The sequence below is a fragment of the Streptomyces sp. MUSC 14 genome, assembly GCF_001866675.1.
In the GTDB taxonomy this organism is placed as follows: Bacteria; Actinomycetota; Actinomycetes; order Streptomycetales; family Streptomycetaceae; genus Streptomyces.
In genome coordinates, this window is sequence record NZ_MLYN01000035.1 from 89,987 (window position 1) to 112,090 (window position 22,104).

Here is a 22,104-nt window from a genome sequence, read left to right on the forward strand (position 1 = left end):
TGTCCGGACACCGGTCAGGGCAGTACGGCGAACCCGTCCAGCTCGACCATCGCCTGCTCGTCCCACAGCCGTACGACCTCCACGACGGCCATCGCCGGATAGTCCCGGCCCGCGAGGTCCTGCCAGATCCGGCCCAGCCGGCCCGCGTCGGCGCGGTACGCGGCGACGTCCGTGGCGTAGACCGTGACCCGGGCGAGGTCGGCGGGGGCGCCGCCGGCGGCGCGCAGGGCGGCGAGGAGGTTGCCGAGCGCCTTCTCGAACTGCTCGGGGAGCGTCGCGCCGGTGACCTTGCCGTCGGCGTCGAGGGCGGTCTGTCCCGCGAGGAACACCACGCGGGAGCCGGCGGCGACGACGGCGTGCGAGAAGCCGGACGGCGGGCAGAGGGCGGGCGGGTTGACGCGCTGGGTGCTCACCGGGCCTCCTGGTCGTGGGCGGTGGCGTACAACTCCTTGGCGATGATGCCCCGTTGGACTTCGCTCGCGCCCTCGTAGACGCGGGGTGCGCGCACCTCGCGGTAGAGGTGTTCGAGGAGGTGGCCGCGGCGCAGGGCGCGGGCGCCGTGCAGCTGGACGGCGGCGTCGACCACGTACTGCGCGGTCTCGGTGGCGAGCAGCTTGGCCATCGCGGCCCGCCCGGGGACACCGGGGGCGCCCTGGTCGTACGCGGTCGCCGCCGCGTACACCATCAGCCGGGCCGCCTCGGTGCGCAGCGCCATCTCGGCGACCTGGTGGGCGACGGCCTGGAGGTCCTTCAGCGTGCCCCGGAACGCCTGCCGGCGGCGCGTGTGGTCGACGGTGGCCTCCAGCGCGGCCTGGGCCATGCCGACCGCGAACGCGCCGACGCTGGGCCGGAAGAGGTTCAGGGTGCCCATGGCGACGGCGAAGCCGCGGTCCCTCTCGCCGAGCACGTCGTCGGCGGTGACCGGTACGGCGTCGAAGGCGAGGGCGCCGATGGGGTGCGGGGAGAGCATCTCCAGGGCGGTGCCGGTGAGTCCGGGGCGGTCGGCGGGGACGAGGAAGGCGGTCACGCCGCGGGCTCCGGCGCCGGGTGTGGTGCGGGCGAAGACGGTGTAGAAGTCGGCCTCGGGGGCGTTGGAGATCCAGCACTTCTCGCCGGTCAGCCGCCAGCCGCGGGTGCCGCCGGTGCCGTCCGGCTGGGCGGCGAGGGACAGCGCGGCCGCGTCCGAACCGGCGCCCGGTTCGCTCAGCGCGAAGGCGGCGACCGCGCTGCCGGCGGCGACCTTCGGCAGCCAGTGCCCCCGCTGGGCGGGGCTGCCGTGGGCGTGCACCGGGTGGGCGCCGAGGCCCTGGAGGGCGAGGGCGGTCTCGGCCTCGGTGCAGGCCTGCGCGAGGGACTCCCGCATCAGGCACAGGTCGAGCGCGCCGGAGGTGAACAGCCGCTCCAGCAGGCCGAGTCGCCCGAGTTCGGCGAGGAGCGGCCGGTTGACGTGGCCCGGCTCCCCCCGGTCGGCGAGCGGGCGCAGTCGTGCCGCGGCCAGCGCGCGCAGTTCGGCGCACCAGGCGGTCTGCTCCGGTTCGAGTGAGAATGCGGGCACTGCCGGTCCTCCCTCCGGGGCGGGCCACCGGGCGCCCCGCCCCTCCTCGTTGCCGTCTCCCCCCGACGCTATCGCGTGAGGTTGACCGCCGTCACCAAGACGATACGCTGGGGGCACCCCCTCCGGGGGAGCGCGAGCCCGCCGCAGAGTCCGTCCGTCACGGCAAGGGGGCGAACCACCATGCACGTCACGGCTCACTCGGCCCACATCGACACCTTCGCGCGCGACCATCTGCCCCCGCCGCACGAGTGGCCCGAGCTCCGCTTCGACCTGCCGGAGCTGCGCTACCCCGACCGGCTGAACTGCGCGGCACAGCTGCTGGACCACGCCGACGCGGACCGCCCGGTCTTCCACACCGCCGCCGGTCCCAGCTGGTCGTACGGCGAACTGCGCGCCCGCGTCGACCGGATCGCGCACGTGCTCACCGCCGACCTCGGAGTGGTCCCCGGCAACCGGGTGCTACTGCGCGGCCCTACCACACCGTGGCTCGCCGCCTGCTGGCTGGCCGTGCTGAAGGCGGGCGCGATAGCGGTCACCGTGCTGGCCCAGCAGCGCCCGCACGAGCTGGCGACGATGTGCGAGATCGCCCGGGTGCGGCACGCGCTGTGCGACATACGCGCGGTGGACGACCTGGTGAAGGCGGGGACACCGGACCTGCGGATCCTCACCTACGGCGGGGACGGCCCGGACGACCTGCTGCGCCGCCCGGCGCCGGACTCCCCGTTCCCGGCGGTCGACACCGCCGCCGACGACATCGCCCTGATCGCGTTCACCTCCGGCACCACGGGTCGCCCGAAAGGGTGCATGCACTTCCACCGGGACGTGCTGGCGATCGCGGACACCTTCTCCCGGCACGTGCTGCGCCCCCGGGCGGACGACGTCTTCGCCGGCTCTCCCCCGCTCGGCTTCACCTTCGGCCTCGGCGGGCTGGTGATCTTCCCCATGCGGGCCGGCGCCAGCAGCCTGCTGCTGGAGCAGGCGGGCCCGAAACACCTGCTCCCGGCGATCGCCGGGCACCGTGTCTCGGTGCTGTTCACCGCCCCGACCGCCTACCGCGCCATGCTGGACGAGCTGGACGGGCACGACGTCTCCTCGCTGCGGCGCTGCGTGTCGGCCGGCGAGAACCTGCCCGCGGCCACCTGGCGGGCCTGGCACGAGCGCACCGGCGTCCGGGTCATCAACGGCATCGGCGCGACCGAGCTGCTGCACATCTTCGTCTCCGCCGCCGACGAGCGCATCAGACCCGGGACCACGGGCGTGCCGGTGCCGGGCTGGCAGGCCCGGGTGCAGGACGCGGACGGCCGCCCGGTGCCCGACGGCGAGCCCGGACTGCTGGCCGTGCGCGGCCCGGTCGGCTGCCGCTATCTGGCCGATCCCCGCCAGCGCGGGTACGTCCGCGACGGCTGGAACGTCACCGGCGACACCTATGTCCGCGACCCCGACGGCTACTTCCGCTATGTGGCCCGCGCCGACGACATGATCATCTCGGCCGGGTACAACATCGCAGGGCCGGAGGTGGAGGACGCGCTGCTGCGGCATCCGGACGTGGTGGAGACGGCCGTCGTCGGCCGCCCCGACGAGGCGCGCGGACAGGTCGCCGTCGCGTACACGGTGCTGCGCGCCGGGGCACCGCGCGATCCCGAGGTCCTGCGCCGCTTCCTGCTGGCGGAGCTGGCGCCCTACAAATGCCCGCGCGCGTTCGTCTTCCTGGACGCGCTCCCGCGCACCGCCACCGGCAAGTTGCAGCGGTTCCGTCTGCGCACCGATGGTGACCAGCAGTGATACCGAAGACCTAAAATGATCAACGTGTCCGAGCAGCACGCCCCCCGGTCCCTCATCGTCACGCTCTACGGCGCGTACGGCCGCTTCATGCCCGGCCCCGTACCCGTCGCGGAGCTGATCCGGCTCCTGGCCGCGGTCGGCGTGGACGCGCCCTCCGTGCGGTCCTCGGTGTCCCGGCTCAAACGGCGCGGCCTGCTGGTGCCGGCCCGCGCGGCCACCGGTGCCGCCGGTTACGAACTCTCGCCCGAGGCACGCCAGTTGCTGGACGACGGCGACCGCCGCATCTACGCGGCGGCGCCGCCCGGGGACGAGGGCTGGGTGCTGGCGGTCTTCTCCGTCCCCGAGTCGGAGCGGCAGAAGCGGCACGTGCTGCGCTCCCGGCTGGCCGGCCTCGGCTTCGGCACGGCGGCCCCCGGGGTGTGGATCGCCCCGGCGCGACTGCACGAGGAGGCGGAACACACCCTGCGCCGCCTCCGCCTGGAGCCGTACGTCGACTTCTTCCGCGGCGAGCACCTGGGCTTCGCCGCGACGCAGGAGGCGGTCGCCCGCTGGTGGGACCTGGCCGCGATCGCCAAGGAGCACGAGCACTTCCTGGACACCCACGCGCCGGTGCTGCGCGCCTGGGAACACCGCCCGGGCACCCCGCCCGAGGAGGCCTACCGGGACTACCTCCTCGCCCTCGACTCCTGGCGCCATCTGCCCTACACCGACCCCGGCCTGCCCACCCACCTGCTGCCCGCGGGGTGGCCGGGCCTGCGCTCGGCGGAGGTCTTCCGCGCCCTGCACGCACGACTGCGGGACGCGGGCGCGGAGTTCGCCGGGGTGTGAGGCGTCACAGGCAGCAGCGGCAGTACAGGTGCGCGCCCGTGTCCAGGGCCCGGCGGGCGAGGCCCGCGAAGGCGCGGATGCACTCCTCGCAGTCCGGGAAACCGGCGAAGTCGGCCTCCTCGATGTCGTACCACTCAAGGGCCAGCATCGGCACGTGCTCGTCCGCCACGGCGGCGAGCCGGTCCCGCCAGGAGTCGGGCAGCTCGGTCAGCTGCAGTCCCGACTCCCACGGCGACTCGGCGCCGGGTGCGGCCGGCCGCTCCGGGGGCCACACCCGCGCGTCCGGCCACAGGAGCCGCGGCCCTGCGGCGCGGACGTCGTACGGTCTTCCCTCGGCGAACGCGACGAGTTGGCCGAGGGCGACGTGCGGATCGACACCCTTCACGTCGATCCAGTCCGCGCCCGCCTCGTCGAGGGACCGGCCCTCCGCCTGCCAGTCCCCGCCGGGGCCGATCGCCCAGTCGACCGCCGTCGGCCGGTCGGCCGCCGCGAAGTAGTCGCACAGCACACCCATGACCGCTCCGTCCCGTAGGCCCTGTCGCCCCTCGTCTCTCGCCTCTCTCTTTCCCCTCTTCCGAGGAGAGCAGACGGCACAGACCATTCAACGGCCCAGGGTCAGACGGGGCTTGGGGGCATCCGTGCGGCCGGTCTGCGGGCGGCGGCTGCCCGCACGGTAGGGGGCGGGCCAGCCGACGCCGGGGCCCTCGTAGCCCTGCTCGGCCGCCGCGTGCAGGGTCCAGTGCGGGTCGTACAGATGCGGGCGGGCGAGGGCGCACAGGTCGGTGCGGCCGGCGAGGATCAGGGAGTTGACGTCGTCCCACGAGGAGATCGCGCCGACCGCGATTACCGGGATCCGGGCCTCGTGGCGGATCCGGTCGGCGAACGGCGTCTGGTACGACCGCCCGAACTCCGGCCGCTCCTCGGCCACCACCTGCCCGGTGGAGACGTCGATGGCGTCGGCGCCGTGTGCGGTGAAGGCCCGGGCGATCGCGACGGCGTCCTCACCGCTCGTCCCGCCCTCGGCCCAGTCGGTGGCGGAGATGCGGACGGTCATGGGCCGCTCGGCCGGCCACACCGCGCGGACGGCGTCGAAGACCTCCAGCGGGAACCGCAGCCGTTTCTCCAGCGAGCCGCCGTAGGCGTCGGTGCGGTGGTTGGTGAGCGGGGACAGGAAGCCGGAGAGCAGGTAGCCGTGGGCGCAGTGCAGTTCGAGCAGGTCGAACCCGGCCCGCGCGGCCCGCCAGGCAGCCGCCGTGAACTGCTCGCGCACATCGGTGAGTTGGGCGCGGGACAGCTGCCGCGGGGTCTGGCTGCCCGGCTTGTACGGCAGCGGGGAGGCGGCGAGGAGCGGCCAGTTACCCGTGGGCAGCGGCTCGTCCATGCCCTCCCACATCAGCCGGGTGGAGCCCTTGCGGCCCGCGTGCCCGAGCTGCACCCCGATCGCCGTACCCGGCGCCTGCTGGTGCACGAAGTCGGTGACGCGCCGCCACGCCTCGGCCTGCCGGCCGGTGTAGAGCCCGGCACAGCCCGGCGTGATGCGGCCCTCCTCGCTCACGCACACCATCTCGGTCATCACCAGCCCGGCCCCGCCGAGGGCGCGGGCGCCGAGGTGGACCAGGTGGAAGTCGCCGGGGACGCCGTCGACGGCGCAGTACATGTCCATCGGCGACACCACGACCCGGTTGCGCAGGGTCAGTCCGCGCAGCCGGAACGGGGTGAACATCGGAGGGGTGCCGGGCGGGCAGCCGAACTCGCGCTCCACGGCTGCGGTGAAGTGCGAGTCGCGCAGCCGGAGGTTGTCGTGGGTGACCCGGCGGCTGCGGGTGAGCAGGTTGAAGGCGAACTGGCGCGGCGGCTGGGCGCGGTAGCGGGCCAGGTCCTCGAACCACTCCAGGCTCGCCCGAGCGGCCCGCTGGGTGGAGGCGACGACGGGCCGGCGCTCCTCTTCGTACGCGGCCAACGCCCGTGGCACGTCCGGCTGTTCCTCCAGGCAGGCGGCGAGGGCGAGCGCGTCCTCCACGGCGAGCTTGGTGCCGGAGCCGATGGAGAAGTGGGCGGTGTGGGCGGCATCACCGAGGAGGACCACGTTGTCGTGGGACCACCGGTCGTTGACCACCGTCCCGAACGTCGTCCAGGCCGACTTGTTGGAGCGCAGGGGGCGGCCGCGCAGGGCCGCGGAGAAGATCTTGGCGCACCGCTCGACGGACTCCGCCGGCGCCGGCTCCTCGAATCCCGCCGCCCGCCATACCTCCTCGCGCATCTCCACGATCACCGTGGAGGCGTCGGCCGCGTACGGGTAGCCGTGCAGTTGCATCGGACCGTGCTCGGTCTCGGCGATCTCGAAGCGGAAGGCGTCGAAGGGGAAGTCGGCGGCGAGCCAGATGTAGCGGCAGCGGTGTGCGCTCACCCGGGGGCCGAACGCCCCGGCGTAGGCCTCGCGGGTGGTGCTGTGCACCCCGTCGGCGGCGATGACGAGGTCGTACGCCGCCGACAGCGCGTCGGGGGGCGGGGCCTCGGTGCGGAAACGGATGTCCACGCCGAGGGCCTGGCAGCGCGCGTGCAGGATCTCCAGGAGGCGCCGTCTGCCCAGTGCGGCGAAGCCGTGGCCGCCGGAGCGGTGGGTCGTACCCCGGTGCACGATGTCGATGTCGTCCCAGCGGACGAAGTCCCGCCGCAGGGCCTCGTAGACCACGGGGTCGGCGTGTTCGATGCCGCCGAGGGTCTCGTCGGAGAGGACGACGCCGAAGCCGAAGGTGTCGTCGGGGGCGTTGCGTTCCCACAGAGTGATCTCGCGGGTGGGGTCGAGGCGCTTGAGCAGGGCGGCGGCGTACAGACCACCGGGTCCGCCCCCGATGACGGCGACCTTCATGCCGATGTCACCTCCCCTGCCACTTCGGCGGGCGCTTCTCCGTGAACGCCGCGTGGAACTCGGCGTAGTCCTCGCCGTTCATCAGCAGGGCCTGGGCCTGGGCGTCCAGTTCGACCGCGGCGGCCAGTGGCATGTCCAGCTCGGCCGTCAGCAGGGCCTTCGTCTGGGCGTGGGCCAGGGCCGGGCCGTCGGCGAGGCGGCGGGCGAGGGCCTGGGCCGCCTCGTCCGCGCGGCCCTCGTCCGTCAGCTCGCTGATCAGGCCGATGCGCTCGGCCTCGGGGGCGCGGACCGGCTCGCCCAGCATGAGCAGGCGGGTGGCGTGGCCGAGGCCGACGACCCGGGGCAGCAGATAGGCCGCACCCATGTCGCCGCCGGACAGGCCGACGCGGGTGAAGAGGAAGGCGAAGCGGGCCGAGGGGTCCGCGACGCGGAAGTCGGCGGCCAGGGCCAGGACCGCGCCGGCGCCCGCCGCCACCCCGTGCACGGCGGCGATCACCGGGAACGGGCATTCGCGGATGGCCCGCACGACCTGGCCGGTCATCCGGTTGAAGTCGAGCAGCTGGGCGGTGTCCATGGCGAGCGTGGCGCCGATGATCTCGTCCACGTCGCCGCCGGAGCAGAAGCCGCGGCCCTCGCCGGCCAGCACCAGGGCGCGCACGGCACGCTCCCGGGAGAGCTCGGCGAGCAGATCGCGCAGGTCGGCGTACCCGCCGAAGGTGAGGGCGTTGAGCCTGTCGGGGCGCGCGAGGGTGACGGTGGCGACCCCGTCGGCGAGATCGACCCGCAGGTGCTCCCAGTCGCAGGTGCGGGCGGCGGAGCCGGTGAAGGGACTCATGACGTGCGGCCTCCTTGGCTGGGGTCCGTACGTTGCGCTGTGTCACTCGAAGTTATCACTCGTTTGTGACTGTCGTCATGAGGACGCGACAGGCCTGTGTCACCGATCGGCGACAGGGCCGTAACAGCAGGGACGGGTGAGGGACGCGGGGCGTTCGCCTGGGTAAGCCGCCAGGTACCGGGGCACGGGCCGACAGGGCCGGGGTCCCGGGCGAAGCCCGCGGGCCGTCCCTGTGGCCGGGGCCCGTACCATTCCTACAGTCGAAAGCAGGACAGCCTGCTCCATGAACGGACTCGCCTTGCACGAACGCCCCACCGAATCGGCCTCCTGGCGCATCGCGCTGCCGCACACCGCCGCGGCGGTGCCCGTGGCGCGTGCGCTGGTGCGCACGGCCCTCGCCGAGGTGGAGCACACGGCCGACAGCGACACCGCGGAGCTGCTCACGGCCGAACTGGTGGCCAACGCGGTGGAGCACACCGCCGGGCGCGGCCCGATAGAGCTGGTGGTGCAGCTGCTGCCGACCGGCTGCCAGGTCGAGGTGCACGACGCGGACCCGGCGCCCCCGGGCCATCTGACCCGGCCCGTGATCGAGCTGCCGGACCCCTGGCAGGAGGACGGGCGCGGGCTGCTGCTGATCCGTGCCCTCAGCTCGTCCTGCGGGCACCGCCCCACCCCGTCGGGCAAGGCGGTGTGGTTCACACTGCCTGTGGTTCCCGCTCAGCGGCGGCGCTCGCTGTGACCTCGGGGGCCGCGGTGGCCAGGGTGGAGTGCCGGCGGCCGTAGGCGGCGTAGATCGCGAGGCCGACGACGAGGAACACGGCGAACTGCAGCCAGGTGCGCCAGCCGGTCTCGTACATCAGGTACAGGCAGAAGCCGATGCCGAGCAGCGGGCCCACCGGGTAGAGCGGGACGCGGAAGCTGCGGGTGAGGCCCGGTTCGCGGCGGCGCAGGGCCAGCACCGCGATGTTGACGACGGCCATGATCGCGAGCGTGCCGATGGTGCACAGGTTCATCACCGCGTCCAGCGACGCGAAGGCCGCCGGGAGGGCGAAGACCACGGCGACGATCAGGGTGCCGGCGACCGGGGTGGCGGTCTTCGGGTCGACCTTCTCGAAGACGCGCGGGATCAGGCCGTCCCGGGACATCGACATCAGGATGCGGGTCTGGCCGTACATCACCGCGAGGACGACGGAGGCGATGGCGACGACCGCGCCGAAGGCGATCACGCCGCCGCCGGCGGTCGAGCCGGTGACCTCGTTGACGACGTAGGACAGGGCCGCGGGGCGGCCGGCCACCTGCCTGCCGCCGATGGCGCCGATCGCGGCGAGCGCGACCGCGCAGTACAGCACGGTCACGATGCCCATGCAGACCATGATCGCGACGGGGATGTCCCGGCGCGGGTTCTTGGCCTCCTCGCCGGCGGTGGTGATCGCGTCGAAGCCGATGTACGAGAAGAACGCCGCGGTGGTGCCCGCGCCGATACCGCCGAGGCCGGCCGGCGAGAACGGGGTGAGGTTGCCGTGCTTGAAGGCGCTGTAGCCGATGGCGCAGAACGCCAGCAGGATGACGAGCTTGACTGCGGCCATGGCGGCCGTCGCCCGGGCGCTCTCGCGCACGCCGCGCACCAGCAGCACCGAAGCCATCGCGATGACGATCACCGCGGGCAGGTTGACGATCCCGCCGTCGCCGGGGCCGGCCGACAGCGCGGCGGGCAGCTGGACGCCGGTGAGGCTGTGCAGCAGTTCGTTGACGTACTGGCTCCAGCCGACGGCGACGGCCGAGATCGAGACGCCGTACTCCAGCAGCAGGCACCAGCCGACCAGGAAGGCGGTGGACTCGCCGAGGCCGGCGTAGGCGAAGGAGTACGAGGAGCCGGAGACCGGGATCGCGCCGCCCAGCTCCGCGAAGGAGAAGGCGGTGAAGACGCAGGTGATCGCGGCGAGCACATAGGAGACGACGACGGCCGGACCGGCCTGGGCGACGGAGTCGGAGAGGCCGACGAAGATGCCGGTGCCGACGATGGCGCCGACGCCGAAGCAGATGAGCTGGAAGAGGCCCATCGTGCGCTTCAGGCCGTGTCCCTCGCGGTCGGCGCCGGATTCGGCGACGAGCGCTTGCGGGGACTTGATGCGGGGAGCGGGCATGCGGGTGGTGCTCGTTTCTGGGTGGTGCGGGCGACCGGGTGGGGTCGCGGCGGTGGCACCGGGCGGGGTGGTCCCGGGCCGCCGGTCAGGATAAGGCCTGGTGGCGCGGGTCAGGCAACGCTGTGTGACGTACCCGCCAGGGTGGCGACGAGGACCGACTTGATCGTGTGCATCCGGTTCTCCGCCTCGTCGAAGACGACGGAGTGCTCGGACTCGAAGACCTCGTCGGTGACCTCCAGCTCGGTCAGTCCGTGCCGCTCGTGGATCTCGCGGCCGACCTGGGTGCCGAGGTCGTGGAAGGCCGGCAGACAGTGCAGGAACTTCACGTCGGGGTTGCCGGTGGCGGCGAGGACGTCCATGCTCACGGCGTACGGGCCGAGCAGCGCGATGCGTTCGTCCCAGACCTCCTTGGGCTCACCCATGGACACCCAGACGTCGGTCGCGATGAAGTCGGCGCCGCGCACGCCCTCCGGCACGTCCTCGGTGAGCGTGACCCGGGCGCCGGAGGCGGTGGCGAGCTGCCGGGCGACCGCGACGATCGTCTCGTCCGGCCACAGCACCTTGGGGGCGACGATCCGCACGTCCATGCCGAGCAGGGCGCCGGTGACGAGGTAGGAGTTGCCCATGTTGTAGCGGGCGTCGCCGAGGTAGGCGAAGGCGACCCGGTCCAGCGGCTTGTCGGTGTGCTCGGTCATGGTGAGCACGTCGGCGAGCATCTGGGTGGGGTGCCACTCGTCGGTGAGGCCGTTGTAGACGGGGACCCCGGCGTGGGCGGCCAGCTCCTCGACGACACCCTGGCCGTGGCCCCGGTACTCGATCGCGTCGAACATGCGGCCGAGCACCCGGGCGGTGTCCTTCACGGACTCCTTGTGCCCGATCTGGGAGCCGGCCGGGTCGAGGTAGGTCGTGTGGGCGCCCTGGTCGGCGGCGGCGACCTCGAACGCGCAGCGGGTGCGCGTCGAGGTCTTCTCGAAGACCAGCGCGATGTTCCTGCCCTTCAGGTACTGCGGCTCGGCCCCGGCCCGCTTGGCGGCCTTCAGCTCGGCCGCCAGCTCGACCAGGCCGCGGAACTCCTGCTCGGTGAAGTCCAGTTCCTTGAGGAAGTGGCGGCCGGCGAGGGCGGTCGGGACTGTCGCCATGGGGGCGCTCCGGAGGTACGAGAGGTGCAGGGACTTTGGAATTCTATACGAGGTCCTGAATTTCTATACGTCGTCCTGGAGTCCGCTTCATCACACCGCGACCGGTCAGACGGGGTCGCGCTCCACCGGGCAGCTCATGCAGCGCGGGCCGCCCCGGCCCCGGCCCAGCTCGCTGCCCGGGATCTCGATCACCTCGATGCCCTGCTTGCGCAGGTGGGTGTTGGTGGTCGCGTTGCGCTCGTAGGCGACGACGACGCCGGGCTCGACCGCGAGCACGTTGCAGCCGTCGTCCCATTGCTCGCGCTCGGCGGCGTGCACGTCCTGGGTGGCGGTCAGCACCCGGATCTCACCGAGGCCGAGGGCGGCGGCGATGGCCCGGTGCATGTGCTCCGGAGGATGGTCGGTGACCTTCAGCTCCCGGTCGCCGACGCCCGGTTCGATGGTGTACGAGCGCAGCATGCCAAGGCCCGCGTACTGGGTGAAGATGTCGCCGTCGACCATGGTCATCACGGTGTCGAGGTGCATGAAGGCGCGCCGCTTGGGCATGTCGAGCGCGACGATCGTGCGCGCGGAGCCGGCCGCGAACAGCTGGTAGGCCAGCATCTCCACGGCCTGCGGGGTGGTGCGCTCGCTCATGCCGATCAGCACGGCGCCGTTGCCGATCACCAGCACGTCGCCGCCCTCGATGGTGGAGGGATGGTCGGCCTGCCCCTGTGACCAGACGTGGAACGGCTCGTCGCGGAACAGCGGGTGGTGCCGGTAGATCGCCTCGAAGTGGACGGTCTCGCGCTGCCGGGCGGGCAGCCGCATGGCGTTGATGGCGACCCCGTCGTAGATCCAGGCGGAGGTGTCGCGGGTGAACAGATGGTTGGGCAGCGGGCCGAGGAGGAAGTCGTCGAGGTCCATCACATGGAAGCGGACGGACGTCGGCTCCGGGTGCGCCTGAAGGAACTCCCGCTTGGTCATGCCGCCCACGAGCGCCTCGGCGAGCTCGCGCGCGGGCAGGGACGCGAAGGCGGCGCGCAGATGGTCGGCGGCGAGCGGGCCGTACTCCTTCTCGTGGAAGACCCGGTCGAGGACGAGGTCGCGGGCCGCGGGGAGTTCGAGGGTCTCGGTGAGCAGGTCGCCGAAGAGGTGGACGGCGACGCCGCGGTCCCGCAGGACGTCGGCGAATCCGTCGTGCTCGGCGCGCGCCCGCCGCACCCACAGCACGTCGTCGAAGAGGAGGGCGTCCTTGTTGCTGGGGGTGAGCCTTTTGAGCTCCAGGTCGGGCCGGTGCAGGATGACGCGGCGCAGCCGACCGGCCTCGGAGTCGACACGGTAGGTCATTCCTCCATCCTGGCCGCACGCGACCGTCTTCACGCCCCTGTCGCCCGTTTCTGCCACTTCCTGTTCTCGTCCCCTTGACGAGAAGCAGGGCCTTCCGCTTATCGTCGAGGTGACGAAAAATGAGGTCCGTAAACCGGGTCAAAACGAGGGGGATCCATGGCCGACATCACCCGGCGCCTGGGCTGGCGCCACCTGCGCGGAGCACCGACGGCACACGTCCGGCACCACCGCTCGGGCACGCTGGTGCACGACGGCCCCGGCCTCAGCTTCTGGTTCCGGCCGCTGAGTGCGGCCCTGTCCGAGGTGCCGGTCGACGACCGCGAACGGGCGATGACCTTCCACGCCCGCACCTCCGACTTCCAGGACGTGTCCGTCCAGGCCACGGTCACCCATCGGATCGCCGACCCGGCCGTGGCAGCCGCCCGCCTGGACTTCTCCGCCGACCCGGACACCGGCGCCTGGCGCGGCACCCCGCTGGAGCAGCTGGGCACCCTCCTCACGGAGACCGCGCAGCAGCACGCGCTGGACGTCCTCGCGCGTACGACGCTGCCGGCGGCCCTGGCCGACGGTGTCACGGCGGTACGCGAGCGCATCGCCGCCGGCCTCGCCGCCGAACCCCGGCTGCCCGCCACCGGCATCGAGGTGGTGGCCGTCCGCGTGATGGCGCTGCGGCCCGAGCCAAAGATGGAGCGGGCGCTGCGCACCCCGGCCCGCGAGCAGATCCGGCAGGAGACCGACCGGGCCACCTACGAGCGGCGGGCCATGGCGGTGGAGCGGGAGCGGACCATCGCCGAGAACGAACTGGCCAGCAGCGTCGAACTCGCCCGCCGCGAGGGCCCGCCGTCACGCTCCCGTCGTCCGCCCGCCGGGCAGGCGGGAGCGTGACGGCAGACCCTCAGGGAGCAGTCGGTGGAGCAGCACGGCACCAACGCCCGCCGCGAGGCCGAGGAACCTGCGGCCGCGGACGCGGTGCGCGCCCGGGCCGAGGCGGCCCGCTCGGTGCTGCTCGCCGACGCGGAGGCCGAACGATCGGTGAAGCCGGCCGAGGCCGCGACGTCCCGGCGCCTCGCCGAGGCGGAGGCCGCGCGTACGGCCCTGCTGGCCGACGCCGAGGCCGAGCGGGCCGTGCGGATCGCCCGGGCCGAGGCGGAGGCGGCACGCGAAACCGGCGCGGCACGGGCCGAGGCCCGGGCGCCCTGGCTGCGGGTGCACGCCGGGGCCGGGCTCGACGGGGCGACGACCCTGCGCGCGCTGACCGCCGGCCAGGTGGCGGAGAACCTGCCGCACATCGACAGCGTGACCGTCTCGCCCGACGTGCTGACCGGGCTGCTCGCCAGGCTCGGTGCGGAGACCGGCCGATGAGCCTCGCCCCGCGCGCCGTGCTGGTCCACCGCACCACGGAGTACGAGGAGTTGGTGGTCCGGCACGGCACGCACGGCCAGGCCGCGTTCTTCCTCGCCTCCCGGGGCCGCGACATCGAGGAGGTCGCCGCACGCCACCGGCGCACCTGCGCCGCGCCGGCCGAGGTGATCTCCGCAGTGCCGCTGACGTGGCGTCAGGCACAGGTGGAGCGGGGCGACCTGGACCGGTTCCTGTTCGCGCCCGCGGACGTGGTCGTGGTGATCGGCATCGACACCGACCCCGGCCGCAACCCCGGGGTGCTGGTAAGGCACCGGGCGGGCGACGCGGCGAAGCTGCTGCCGCGGGCGACGAGCACCACGGTGGACGAACTCACCATGGTGGAGGCCGTCGCCGACGACACCCAGCGGCTGCTCGCGCTCAACGAGATCTATCTGGGCACCCCCGGTCATCAGACCGCCCGATACCGCCTGGGCCTGGAGGACGCGGGGGTGTCTCCCCCAAGTTCTCGGCTCCGCTCGAACAGGGGGTGCCCCCAGACCCAGGCATCCTCCGGGGTGCTGGTGGGGACCGGCACCGGCGCGACCGGGTGGCTCCGCTCCGTGTGGCAGGAGCGGGGCAGCCGGATCGCGCTGCCCCCCACCGAGGACCGGCTGGTGTGGCTCGTCCGCGAGGCCTGGCCCTCGCCGGCCACCGGCACGAGCCTGGTGGCCGGCACGAGCCTGGTGGCCGGCGAACTCGGCGCCCTCGCGAGGCTGACGGTCACCGTCGAGTCCGGCCGCCTCATCGCCTTCGGCGACGGCATCGAGGCGGACGCGCTCCAGCCGGCCTGGGGCCGGACGGTCCGCGTCGGCGTGTGCGAGCAGCGGCTGCGGCTGACCGGCCGCGGGCCCGCAGGGCCTACAGTCGCGGGTCCACGGGCTCCGACTCCAGGGCCAGCACCCCGAACACGGCCTCGTGCACCCGCCACAGCGGCTCCCCCTCCGCGAGCCGGTCCAGGGCCTCCAGACCGAGGGCGTACTCGCGCAGCGCCAGGGACCGCTTGTGGTTCAGGAACCGCTGCCGCAGCCGGGCCAGGTTGTCCGGCCGGGTGTACTCGGGGCCGTAGATGATCCGCAGGTACTCCCGCCCCCGGCACTTGACGCCGGGCTGCACCAGCCGCCCCTCCGGGTTCCGGACCACCGCGCCGAGCGGCTTGACCACCATGCCCTCGCCGCCGCGGCCGGTCATCTCCAGCCACCAGTCGACACCGGCGCGCACCGACTCCGGGTCACCGGTGTCGACGTACAGCCTCCTCGTCGTCCGCAGCAGTCCGGTGCCGTCGTGCTCCACCAGCCGGTCGACCAGGGCGAGTTGCTCGTCGTGCGGCAGCGCGGCGAGGCTGCGGCCCTGGACGGCGAGCAGCTGGAACGGGGCCAGGTGCACGCCGTCCAGGCCGTCCGTGGTCCAGCAGTAGCGGCGGTAGGCGGCGGTGAACGCGGCGGCGTCGGCGGCGCGTTCACGCTGGCGCTCCAGCAGCCCGCCGACGTCCACGCCACGTGCCGCGGCGGCCTCCAGCGCGCCGAGCGCACCCGGGAAGACCGCGCCCGACGCGGCGCCCACGGCCGCGTACTGACCGCGCAGCAGACCCGTGGCCTTCAGCGACCAGGGCATCAGCTCGGCGTCCAACAGCAGCCAGTCGGTGGCGAGTTCGTCCCAGAGTCCGGCGTCCGTCACCGCCGAGCGCAGACGGGCGAGGATCTCCTCGGTCACCTGCTCGTCGTCGAAGAAGGGCCGCCCGGTGCGCGTGTAGAGGGACCCGGTCGGGCCCTGTACGCCGAAGCGCCTGACGGCCGCCTCCGCGTCGCGGCACACCAGGGCCACGGCCCGCGAGCCCATGTGCTTCTCCTCGCACACGACCCGCTCGACGCCGTCGCGCGCGTACTGCGCGAAGGCCTCCTCGGGGTGTTCGAGGTAGCCGTCCGCCTGCGACGTCGCCGTCGGGGCCATGGTCGGCGGGAGGTACGGCAGCAGGCGCGGGTCGATCGCGAAGCGGCTCATGACCTCAAGAGCCGCCGCCGCGTTCTCCTCGCGGACCGCGACCATGCCCGCGTGCCGGGTCTCGACGGCCCTGCGGCCGTGCACGTCGGCCAGGTCCAGCGGCCGGCCGTCCTGTCCGCCGGGTGCCTCGGCGCGCAGCGGGCGCGTCGGCTCGTACCAGACCCGCTCGGCCGGTACGTCCACCAGTTCGCGCTCCGGCCAGCGCAGCGCGGTCAGCTTGCCGCCGAAGACGGCGCCGGTGTCCAGGCAGATGGTGTTGTTGAGCCAGGACGCCTCCTGGACCGGGGTGTGCCCGTAGACGACCGCCGCGCGGCCGCGGTAGTCCTCCGCCCACGGGTAGCGCACCGGCAGCCCGAACTCGTCGGTCTCGCCGGTGGTGTCGCCGTACAGGGCGTGCGAGCGGACCCGGCCGGAGGTGCGGCCGTGGTACTTCTCGGGCAGACCGGCGTGGCAGACGACCAGCTTGCCGCCGTCGAGGACGTAGTGGCTGACGAGGCCGTCCAGGAAGCGGCGCACCTCGGCCCGGAAGTCCTCGCTCTCGCCCTCCATCTGGGCGATGGTCTCGGCGAGCCCGTGGGTGTGCTGGACCTTGCGGCCCTTGAGGTGGCGGCCGTACTTGTTCTCGTGGTTGCCCGGCACGCACAGCGCGTGACCGGACCCGACCATGGACATCACCCGGCGCAGCACGCCCGGCGAGTCCGGGCCGCGGTCGACCAGGTCGCCGACGAACACGGCGGTACGACCGTCCGGGTGCACGCCGTCGACGTAACCCAACTTGCCCAGCAGCGACTCCAGTTCGGCCGAGCAGCCGTGGATGTCGCCGATGATGTCGAACGGGCCGGTGAGGTGGGTCAGGTCGTTGAAGCGCTTCTCGGTGACGACGGTGGCGCCGTCGATCTGCTCGGTACCGCGCAGCACGTGCACCTTGCGGAAGCCCTCGCGCTCCAGGTGCCGCAGGGAACGACGCAGTTCGCGGATGTGCCGCTGGATGACCCGGCGGGGCATGTCGGCGCGGTCGGTGCGGGCCGCGTTGCGCTCGGCGCACACCTCCTCGGGCACGTCGAGCACGATGGCGATGGGCAGCACGTCGTACTTCTTCGCCAGTTCGATCAGCTGGCGCCGGCTGTCCTGCTGCACGCTGGTGGCGTCCACCACCGTGCGGCGGCCGGCGGCGAGCCGCTTGCCGGCGATGTAGTGCAGGACGTCGAAGGCGTCGCGGGTCGCGCCCTGGTCGTTCTCGTCGTCGGAGACGAGGCCGCGGCAGAAGTCGGAGGAGATCACCTCGGTGGGCTTGAAGTGCCGCCGGGCGAAGGTGGACTTGCCGGAGCCGGAGGCGCCGACGAGGACGACGAGGGAGAGGTCGGTGACGGGGAGGACCCGCGCCTCGTGCTGCGTCTCGGTCATGCTGCCTTCGCCTCCTTCTCGGTGTCGTTCGGGGTGTCGTTCCGGGTCTCGTTCCGGTGGAACAGGGCCATCTGGGTGGGCGGGCCGACCTCGGGGTCGTCCGGGCCCACGGGGGCGAACCGGACGTCGTAGCCGTGGAGTTCGGCGACCCGGGCGGCCCAGGCGCGGAACTCCTCGCGGGTCCACTCGAAGCGGTGGTCGCCGTGCCGGACATGACCGGCGGGCAGGGTCTCCCAGCGGACGTTGTACTCGACGTTCGGGGTGGTCACGACGACCGTGCGCGGCCGGGCGGCGCCGAACACCGCGTACTCCAGGGCGGGCAGCCGGGGCAGGTCGAGGTGTTCGATCACCTCGCTGAGCACGGCGGCGTCGTAGCCCTTCAGGCGCTTGTCGGTGTAGGCGAGCGAGCCCTGCAACAGCCGGACCCGGGACGCCTGGCGCTCTCCCATGCGGTCCAGCTTCAGCCGCCGCGCGGCGACGGTGAGCGCCCGCGCGGACACGTCGAGCCCCACGATCTCCGTGAACCGCGTGTCCTTCAGCAACTCCTGCACCAACTGGCCCTGTCCGCAGCCGAGATCGAGGACCCGGGCAGCGCCGCTCTCGCGCAGGGCGGCGAGGATCGCCTCGCGGCGCTGCACGGCCAGCGGGGTCGGCTTCTCCTCGGTCTCCGTCTCCTCGGCGACCGCGTTGTCGATCTCCTCGACCTCGCTGTCGTCGGCCTCGGCGAGCCGGACCAGCTCCAGCCGCTCGGTCGCCTGCCGGGTCAGCGACCAGCGGCGGGAGAGGTAGCGGCTGGTGATGAGCTTCTGCTCGGGGTGCCCGGGCAGCCAGCCCTCGCCCGCGCGCAGCAGCTTGTCGACCTCGTCGGAGGAGACCCAGTAGTGCTTGGCGTCGTCGAGGACGGGCAGCAGGACATACAGGTGGCGCAGGGCCTCGGCCAGGGTCAGCCGCTCCGACTCCATGACGAGCCGGACGTAGCGGGAGTCACCCCACGCGGGGAACTCGGAGTCGAGCGCGACCGGTTCGGCGATGGGGGCACCTCCCGCTCGAGCGGAGCCGAGAGTGGGGGACTTCCAGCCGAGCGGCTCGAAGAGGCGGTGCACGAGGCCGGGGCCGCCGCGCGCGGGCAGCGCGGGCACCTCGACGCGCAACGGCCGGGCCCGCGCCGGGAGTTCCGGGCGCGCGGCGCACACCCCGCGCAGGGCGCTGGAGAAGACACCGCTCAGCGCGACCGCGAGCAGCGAGGAGGCCGCGTAGGGGCGGTCGTTGACGTACTGCGCGAGCGCCGCGTCCGGGGCTCCGCCGCGGCCCTTGCCCTTGCCCCGCCGGACCAGCGCGACCGTGTCGATCTCCAGGAGCAGCGCGGCCGTGCAGCGTTGCTCGTCCGCCTCGGGGTAGAAGACATGGGCGGTGCCGTGGGACGTGGAGAACTTCTGCGCCTTGCCGGGGTGCTTGTGCAGCAGGTACCCCAGGTCGGTGGCCGGGTGGGCGGCGTCGCCGCGCGTCGAGATCGTCAGGAACACCTCAGCGATTCTTCCGGGCCGCGACCCCGGTGACCACCGGTTTTCCCGGCCGCTCCCCTCGTCTCTCCTCGTCACGACTCCTTGGCGACGATGGCGCGGGCGTTGCGCACGGCCCGTTGCTGTGCCGCGCGCTGGTCCTCCAGTTCCTGCTTGTTCCGGCGGATGGCGCTCTTCTGGGCCCGCGCCTGGAGGGCGTGGGCGGACTGGATGTAACCGGTGTCGAGCTTGCACGTCGCGTCGGCGGCGGCCGTCTTCCGCTCCGCGCCGGTGGGCTTGTCGGTGCGGAACCAGGCTGTGTCCAGGGACGCCGCGTCCGGGTCGGCGTAGTGGAAGCCGCGCTTCTTCATGCAGTCCGACCAGGCGCGGTCGGCCTTCTTCCAGGCCGGGTCCTTGCGGGCCTCCCTGCCGGACTGGATCCACAGGCGCATGGCGATCGAGGTGGTGCCCGTGAGCCGCACGCCGTCGACCTTCGTGGCGGGCGTGGGGCCTGTGATCTCCTGCCGTGCCTGCCCCAGGCAGCCGCCCTCGGGTATGCGGTGCCCGTGCGCGAAGTGGCTGTCGCCGGTCCCGAACTCGGCGGTGAGGGCCAGGAACTGGTCGGTGGGCCACTCCAGGTGCTGGGTGCCGGCGGACAGGTCGTGGTTGTGGTAACCGTGCTCGGACGCCAGGTCCGGGTCGTCCACGCCGTACGGCCGCTCGTCGCCGACGGAACTGCTGACGTCGAGCGTGCCCTGCCGGACCGGGTAGGTCGACTCGACGCTGCTGGTGTCGAGCACCGCGAAACCCGAGAAGCCGAGCCGGACCATGCACCGCTTGGCGAGGATCCACTGCGCCCGCTCGACGGCCCTGCTGTCGGCCGCGGAGGGGTCGATTTCGTACGCGTACAGCGGGAACGCCGAGACGGCGTTGAGCCGGCGGGCCTCGCCCGCGGCGTCGTCGTCGCTGAGGCGATCGGTGAACCGGCAGGCCGACAGGGCGAAGAGGGCGGCGAGAGCGAGAGGCAGGACTTTGCGCACGGGGCCATCCGATCAGGCCGGGATCATGGACGCCGTGACGGAGCCCACAGTTCCGGCACGGGGAGATCACAAATGGTTCACAATCACCGGCTCCCGGCTCGGACCGGCTGCTGTCGCACGCGGTCTCAGGTGAAGTCGGCCCGCGCGAGATGTGTCTCGCACACACGGCAGCGGAAGAGGTACCCGGTCGGCTGCCCGTCCTTGTCGAGCGCCGCGAGGAACTCCTCGACCGTGCCGTCCGGCCGGCCCCACGCGGCGCACTCCCGGCGCAGCTCGTCCAACGCCTCGGGGTGGGGCCGCAGTTCGCGCGCGCCGACGGCGCCGAGGAACACGGCGCCGTCGCCGCAGTGCTCCGGCCAGTCCCAGTCCTGCCAGGTGGCGAAGCCGGGGGTGCGCTCGCAGATCTGCCGGGCCGCCTCGTCCGGCATCCGCCCGGCCGCCACGTCGTTGAAGAACACGCCGTGGCGCCTGGCCGCCGTGCCGTAGGCGATGCAGTAGGGGCACAGCCGTCCGTCCGGTACGTCCTCGCCGTAGACCGGGCCGGTGTAGATCCAGCCCTGGTCGTGTCCGCAGCAGGCGCACGGCTCGTCGGCGGCCCGCACCGACCCGGTGGCCACCGGGTCCGGGTGGTAGGGGAACGGCGGCAGCAGCGGGCGGCGGCGGGGCTCCGGGCGCGGCCTGACGACCTGTTCGATCGCCTGCCCGGTCAGCGCGGTGGGCGGCACCACGACCGCGCGTGCCCGCAGGTCCTCCGGCAGCTGCCGCACGTCCTCCTCGCGGGTCACGATCACCGTCGGATCCCCGAGCAGCACGATCGCCGCGCCGGTGCGGCGGGCCAGCTCGGCGACGATGTCCAGCACGCCGGGGCCCGGCCGGTCGAACGACACCCCCAGGTGCAGATACACGTCGGCGTCGCTGCCGTCGGCGGCCCGCACCCACTCGACCGGCTCGCCGTCGGGCACCTCGTACGGGGCGTACGGCACCAGCACCTCGCGCACGGCGGTGGCGTCCATCGGCACGACGTCGCCGTCACGGAACGCATGGACGTATATGCCGGACCCCATGGTCCCTACTCCATCACATACCGGCACCACCTCGGCATCCCCCGGGCACGGGCGGGCGGCCCGGCCGCGCCGTGCGGCGATGTCCCTGCCGGGCGGGGAGGGACATCGCCGCGAGCGTCCGTCCTACGACAGCTGCGACTGCACCTGGGCGGAGATCAGCTCCAGGTGGTCCAGGTCGTCGAGGTCGAGCACCTGGAGGTAGAGGCGCCGGGAGCCGATCGCGGCGTACCGGCCGATCTTGTCGACGACCTCGGCCGGGGAGCCGGCCAGGCCGTTGGCCTTCAGCTCGTCCACCTCACGGCCGATCGCGGCGGCGCGGCGCGCGACCTCCTGGTCGTCCCGGCCGACACAGACCACGAGCGCGTTGGAGTACGTCAGGTCGTCCGCACCGCGGCCGGCCTCCTCGGCGGCGGCCCGGACCCGGCCGAACTGCCGCTCGCTGTCCTCGACCGAGGCGAACGGGATGTTGAACTCGTCGGCGTACTTCGCGGCCAGTCGCGGCGTACGGGTCGCACCGTGGCCGCCGATGAGCACGGGGACCCTGCCCTGGGCGGGCTTGGGCAGAGCGGGCGACTCGGTGAGGTCGTAGTAGGTGCCGTGGAAGTCGAAGGTCTTGCCGAGCTCGGTCGCCCACAGCCCCGTGACGATCGCGAGCTGCTCCTCCAGGCGGGCGAACTTCTCCTTCGGGAAGGGGATGCCGTACGCCTTGTGCTCCTCCTCGAACCAGCCGGCGCCGAGGCCCAGTTCCACACGGCCGCCGGACATCTGGTCGACCTGGGCGACCTGGATGGCGAGCACGCCGGGAAGCCGGAAGGTGCCGGCGGTCATCAGCGTGCCCAGGCGGATGCGCTTGGTCTCACGGGCGAGTCCGGCCAGCGTGATCCAGGCGTCCGTGGGGCCGGGCAGGCCGTCCGTGCCGCCCATGCCGAGGTAGTGATCGGAACGGAAGAAAGCGTCGAAGCCGAGATCCTCGGTGGCCTTCGCCACGGTGAGCAAGGTGTCGTAGGTGGCCCCCTGCTGGGGCTCGGTGAAGATTCGCAGGTCCATACATCTATCCTGCACGCCGCGGCCCGCGTCAACCTCGCCGGTACCGCCGGGTGCGCTGATCCCCGGTCGGGTGAAAATCGCGGGCGGGGTGCCCGGGGCACTGTGCGGGCCAGTGACCGGCCCCGGTGATGATCGTTGGGACGACGGTGCCGGACCGTCCGGTACCCGCG

General features: G+C 73.1%; 16 protein-coding genes and 2 pseudogenes. 5 read left to right on the plus strand and 13 right to left on the minus strand.

The window, feature by feature from the left end:
- Positions 1-14: 14 nt before the first annotated feature.
- Positions 15-413 (minus strand): RidA family protein, encoded by a 399-nt coding sequence (locus BIV25_RS22320; protein WP_071374152.1) that lies wholly within the window; start codon positions 411-413, stop codon positions 15-17.
- Complete coding sequence (locus tag BIV25_RS22325) at positions 410-1,555, minus strand: acyl-CoA dehydrogenase family protein (RefSeq protein WP_071374153.1); 1,146 nt, start codon at positions 1,553-1,555, stop codon at positions 410-412. Before BIV25_RS22325 ends, BIV25_RS22320 begins: the two co-directional genes overlap by 4 nt.
- 180 nt (positions 1,556-1,735) lie before the next feature.
- On the opposite strand from BIV25_RS22325, the gene BIV25_RS22330 reads away from it, so the two are divergent.
- Both BIV25_RS22330 and BIV25_RS22335 read left to right on the plus strand, forming a co-directional pair.
- Complete coding sequence (locus BIV25_RS22330; protein WP_071374154.1) at positions 1,736-3,337, plus strand: AMP-binding protein; 1,602 nt, start codon at positions 1,736-1,738, stop codon at positions 3,335-3,337.
- 15 nt (positions 3,338-3,352) lie between these two features.
- Positions 3,353-4,165: a PaaX family transcriptional regulator C-terminal domain-containing protein gene (locus tag BIV25_RS22335; protein ID WP_071374155.1), complete on the plus strand. Its 813-nt coding sequence runs from the start codon at positions 3,353-3,355 to the stop codon at positions 4,163-4,165.
- A 4-nt stretch (positions 4,166-4,169) separates the two neighbouring features.
- On the opposite strand, the gene BIV25_RS22340 is transcribed toward BIV25_RS22335, so the two are convergent.
- From BIV25_RS22340 to BIV25_RS22350, 3 genes are all read right to left on the minus strand, one after another.
- Entirely contained in the window at positions 4,170-4,679 is a 510-nt protein-coding gene (locus BIV25_RS22340) for a hypothetical protein (protein ID WP_071374156.1), read from the minus strand.
- An 87-nt stretch (positions 4,680-4,766) separates the two neighbouring features.
- Positions 4,767-7,034 (minus strand): bifunctional salicylyl-CoA 5-hydroxylase/oxidoreductase, encoded by a 2,268-nt coding sequence (locus BIV25_RS22345; RefSeq protein WP_071374157.1) that lies wholly within the window; start codon positions 7,032-7,034, stop codon positions 4,767-4,769.
- A 7-nt stretch (positions 7,035-7,041) separates the two neighbouring features.
- Positions 7,042-7,869: an enoyl-CoA hydratase family protein gene (locus BIV25_RS22350; RefSeq protein ID WP_071374158.1), complete on the minus strand. Its 828-nt coding sequence runs from the start codon at positions 7,867-7,869 to the stop codon at positions 7,042-7,044.
- 283 nt (positions 7,870-8,152) lie between these two features.
- Between BIV25_RS22350 and BIV25_RS22355 the strand changes: the two genes are divergently transcribed.
- Positions 8,153-8,608 carry an ATP-binding protein gene (locus BIV25_RS22355; RefSeq protein ID WP_071374159.1) on the plus strand — a complete coding sequence of 152 codons (456 nt, stop codon included), beginning with the start codon at positions 8,153-8,155 and terminating at the stop codon, positions 8,606-8,608.
- Here the strand turns inward: BIV25_RS22355 and BIV25_RS22360 are convergent.
- The 3 genes from BIV25_RS22360 to BIV25_RS22370 form a co-directional block, all read right to left on the minus strand.
- Positions 8,565-10,013 (minus strand): amino acid permease, encoded by a 1,449-nt coding sequence (locus tag BIV25_RS22360; protein ID WP_071374160.1) that lies wholly within the window; start codon positions 10,011-10,013, stop codon positions 8,565-8,567. The genes BIV25_RS22355 and BIV25_RS22360 overlap by 44 nt on opposite strands.
- A gap of 110 nt (positions 10,014-10,123) precedes the next feature.
- The gene (argF, locus tag BIV25_RS22365) at positions 10,124-11,152 is read right to left on the minus strand and encodes an ornithine carbamoyltransferase (protein WP_071374161.1); all 1,029 of its coding nucleotides are present in this window, start codon (positions 11,150-11,152) and stop codon (positions 10,124-10,126) included.
- 105 nt (positions 11,153-11,257) lie between these two features.
- Positions 11,258-12,481, minus strand: coding sequence for an arginine deiminase (locus BIV25_RS22370; protein ID WP_071374162.1), 1,224 nt, complete (start codon positions 12,479-12,481; stop codon positions 11,258-11,260).
- Between the two features lie 156 nt (positions 12,482-12,637).
- Between BIV25_RS22370 and BIV25_RS22375 the strand changes: the two are divergent.
- Positions 12,638-13,843 (plus strand): annotated as a pseudogene (locus tag BIV25_RS22375) (SPFH domain-containing protein).
- Positions 13,840-14,724 (plus strand): annotated as a pseudogene (locus tag BIV25_RS47415) (hypothetical protein); the annotation flags it as partial. The pseudogenes BIV25_RS22375 and BIV25_RS47415, both read left to right, overlap by 4 nt.
- 16 nt (positions 14,725-14,740) lie before the next feature.
- Here BIV25_RS47415 and BIV25_RS22380 read toward each other — a convergent pair.
- From BIV25_RS22380 to BIV25_RS22400, 5 genes are all read right to left on the minus strand, one after another.
- Positions 14,741-17,284, minus strand: coding sequence for a polynucleotide kinase-phosphatase (locus BIV25_RS22380; RefSeq protein WP_071374163.1), 2,544 nt, complete (start codon positions 17,282-17,284; stop codon positions 14,741-14,743).
- Positions 17,281-18,807, minus strand: a complete 1,527-nt coding sequence (locus BIV25_RS22385) for a 3' terminal RNA ribose 2'-O-methyltransferase Hen1 (protein ID WP_071374164.1) — start codon at positions 18,805-18,807, stop codon at positions 17,281-17,283. Before BIV25_RS22385 ends, BIV25_RS22380 begins: the two co-directional genes overlap by 4 nt.
- 71 nt (positions 18,808-18,878) lie before the next feature.
- Positions 18,879-19,823, minus strand: coding sequence for a hypothetical protein (locus tag BIV25_RS22390; protein WP_071374165.1), 945 nt, complete (start codon positions 19,821-19,823; stop codon positions 18,879-18,881).
- Positions 19,824-19,948: 125 nt separating this feature from the next.
- The gene (locus BIV25_RS51255; protein ID WP_256256000.1) at positions 19,949-20,887 is read right to left on the minus strand and encodes a CbrC family protein; all 939 of its coding nucleotides are present in this window, start codon (positions 20,885-20,887) and stop codon (positions 19,949-19,951) included.
- Between the two features lie 123 nt (positions 20,888-21,010).
- Positions 21,011-21,934, minus strand: a complete 924-nt coding sequence (locus BIV25_RS22400; protein WP_071374166.1) for an LLM class F420-dependent oxidoreductase — start codon at positions 21,932-21,934, stop codon at positions 21,011-21,013.
- Positions 21,935-22,104 lie beyond the last annotated feature (170 nt).

Bases quoted from the DNA above. Each gene is read 5' to 3' on its own strand.
- BIV25_RS22400 (WP_071374166.1), bottom strand. From the start codon at position 21,934: ATGGACCTGCGAATCTTCACCGAGCCCCAGCAGGGGGCCACCTACGAC.
- BIV25_RS22335 (WP_071374155.1), top strand. From the start codon at position 3,353: ATGATCAACGTGTCCGAGCAGCACGCCCCCCGGTCCCTCATCGTCACG.
- BIV25_RS22350 (WP_071374158.1), bottom strand. From the start codon at position 7,869: ATGAGTCCCTTCACCGGCTCCGCCGCCCGCACCTGCGACTGGGAGCAC.
- BIV25_RS51255 (WP_256256000.1), bottom strand. From the start codon at position 20,887: ATGGGGTCCGGCATATACGTCCATGCGTTCCGTGACGGCGACGTCGTG.
- BIV25_RS22330 (WP_071374154.1), top strand. From the start codon at position 1,736: ATGCACGTCACGGCTCACTCGGCCCACATCGACACCTTCGCGCGCGAC.
- BIV25_RS22360 (WP_071374160.1), bottom strand. From the start codon at position 10,013: ATGCCCGCTCCCCGCATCAAGTCCCCGCAAGCGCTCGTCGCCGAATCC.
- BIV25_RS22370 (WP_071374162.1), bottom strand. From the start codon at position 12,481: ATGACCTACCGTGTCGACTCCGAGGCCGGTCGGCTGCGCCGCGTCATC.
- BIV25_RS22340 (WP_071374156.1), bottom strand. From the start codon at position 4,679: ATGGGTGTGCTGTGCGACTACTTCGCGGCGGCCGACCGGCCGACGGCG.
- argF (WP_071374161.1), bottom strand. From the start codon at position 11,152: ATGGCGACAGTCCCGACCGCCCTCGCCGGCCGCCACTTCCTCAAGGAA.
- BIV25_RS22345 (WP_071374157.1), bottom strand. From the start codon at position 7,034: ATGAAGGTCGCCGTCATCGGGGGCGGACCCGGTGGTCTGTACGCCGCC.
- BIV25_RS22380 (WP_071374163.1), bottom strand. From the start codon at position 17,284: ATGACCGAGACGCAGCACGAGGCGCGGGTCCTCCCCGTCACCGACCTC.
- BIV25_RS22355 (WP_071374159.1), top strand. From the start codon at position 8,153: ATGAACGGACTCGCCTTGCACGAACGCCCCACCGAATCGGCCTCCTGG.